Origin of the sequence: Methanocalculus sp., assembly GCF_029762515.1 — an archaeon.
Classification (GTDB): Archaea; Halobacteriota; Methanomicrobia; order Methanomicrobiales; family Methanocorpusculaceae; genus Methanocalculus.
Map to the genome: position 1 here is coordinate 1 of NZ_JARVGN010000474.1, position 1,634 is coordinate 1,634.

At 38.2% G+C, this 1,634-nt stretch carries 4 protein-coding genes; 1 reads left to right on the forward strand and 3 read right to left on the reverse strand.

Going from position 1 to position 1,634, the window contains the following annotated elements:
- The coding region (locus QCH34_RS12310) for a hypothetical protein (RefSeq protein ID WP_300334562.1) at nt 1–214 on the reverse strand (214 nt) is incomplete at its 3' end.
- A 564-nt stretch (nt 215–778) separates the two neighbouring features.
- Nucleotides 779–901 (reverse strand): hypothetical protein, encoded by a 123-nt coding sequence (locus tag QCH34_RS12315; RefSeq protein WP_300334564.1) that lies wholly within the window; start codon nt 899–901, stop codon nt 779–781.
- A 96-nt stretch (nt 902–997) separates the two neighbouring features.
- Between QCH34_RS12315 and QCH34_RS12320 the strand changes: the two genes are divergently transcribed.
- Nucleotides 998–1,222, forward strand: a complete 225-nt coding sequence (locus QCH34_RS12320; protein WP_300334565.1) for a hypothetical protein — start codon at nt 998–1,000, stop codon at nt 1,220–1,222.
- 103 nt (nt 1,223–1,325) lie between these two features.
- On the opposite strand, the gene QCH34_RS12325 is transcribed toward QCH34_RS12320, so the two are convergent.
- The coding region (locus QCH34_RS12325) for a sugar-transfer associated ATP-grasp domain-containing protein (protein WP_300334566.1) at nt 1,326–1,634 on the reverse strand (309 nt) is incomplete at its 5' end.

Consider the following 1,634-nt stretch of genomic DNA (forward strand, 5'->3'; position numbering starts at 1 on the left):
AATATGTATTACATTTCCAAAATTTTTTACATAAACTTATCTCGTTTTTCATTTGAGTTCTTGATTTTTTATTTTGACAATCAAAATATCGTTTTTTGGCGAATTCAATGTGGTGAGCTAAATCCTGATCATTTTTCCATATAAATTTCTCTCTAGCTCTTAATACTGGATAGCATTGTTCAAATTGATGAACAAATTTTTCTGCACTTCCCATGATGCAAGATACTTAATTGTTACATAAATAAATTTGTCCAATTTGAAATCACCTTTCATGCTATTTAATCAAATAAGTCAACATGTAACAACGGTGATGCAATATTTTATGGGTTGAAATCATGCTTGAAAAAATGCACTTACATTGAATAAGAGCGATTTTATTGTTCAGCACTAACCGGGATGAGTTGGGATTTTGGTGGCGTATAAATGAGAATTCCTCGGATATACGGCTCACGGTTCACTGTCAGGTGGGAAATAATTCATTACTATCATTGGAATAATTGGCTCATATTTATTCTTTTAGCAACTCTCTGATTTAAACAGTGGTTCTTCCTCTATCGGATTTTTATTTCAATCCCCTGTATGAATTCGATTCGAGAAAAAATGGATCTGCATACAGTTCATCACTAGACCACATTGCACAAGTTCACCACGAGGATCAGCTCTGTCATCTTCAGCAGAATCCTCAACAGGGTGATTGCCCGGTTCTACTTATGGGGGAGAGAATCCCAATAAATGTTATCGATTCGTCGGGACTCACCAGTTCGTATGCCAGTCACTATTATTCCTGGAGGACGGCTAAGACCAGGAAGAGGTTCCTGAAGATGTCAATTGCTGTTAATACCGAGAACCGGATCATTTGGGGATAGAAGATATCCGGCACCCGGTTCATGATTCCCAGCATGCGGTCACAGTTCTGAGACAGTGTCACCGGGCTAGGAAGGATAGGAGATATGTGATGGATAAGGGATATGACGCAGAAGCGATCCATCGGTAGATCATGGAAGAACGACAATCGGGATCGATGATACCCATACGGGACAGAAAGAGGAAACGGATCTCAGGATACTATCGAAGACAGAATCTGGCTGAGTTCAATGAAGAGATCTATCGCCAGAGTAACCTCGTTGAAACGGTCTTCTCAGTCCTCAAAAGAAGATTTGGCGAGAGTCTGAAAGCACGTAGGTATCCCTATCAGGTAAAAAAGATTAACAAAAAAAACTAATCCTTTACAACCTCAGGATGGTGATGGGAAAATCAGTCTTTGTTGTTCTTATTGAGAAATTCTACAGAGCCCAAAAATTATCGTTAAGAGAATTTTTCTTAGATTACCTATATTGTATATACGGCGATTTATTGAGATTTTTCCAATAATAATCTGGATTCTCTATCCGATATTTTTCTCGTAGTCCTCCGAGAGCAATTTGTGGTGTCGCTATACCGAAATTAAGATTTGCCTCAATGGCGATGGGACCGTCTCCAGATAAACCTATGTCCCAACCTAAATGTTTAAATTGCGGGAATCTCTCTGCGGCCTCAATAGAAAAATTTCTAATCCCGTTCCATATATTGTCGTTAAAATTTTTAAATGCAAAACCAGTGTCAGGATGCCTTTGAAAATACTCTCGACTATAATA

What these genes read in the sequence shown, in the direction of transcription:
- QCH34_RS12315 (WP_300334564.1), bottom strand. Translation starts at nt 901, where the DNA reads ATGCTGGGAATCATGAACCGGGTGCCGGATATCTTCTATCCCCAAATG.
- QCH34_RS12320 (WP_300334565.1), top strand. Translation starts at nt 998, where the DNA reads ATGGAAGAACGACAATCGGGATCGATGATACCCATACGGGACAGAAAG.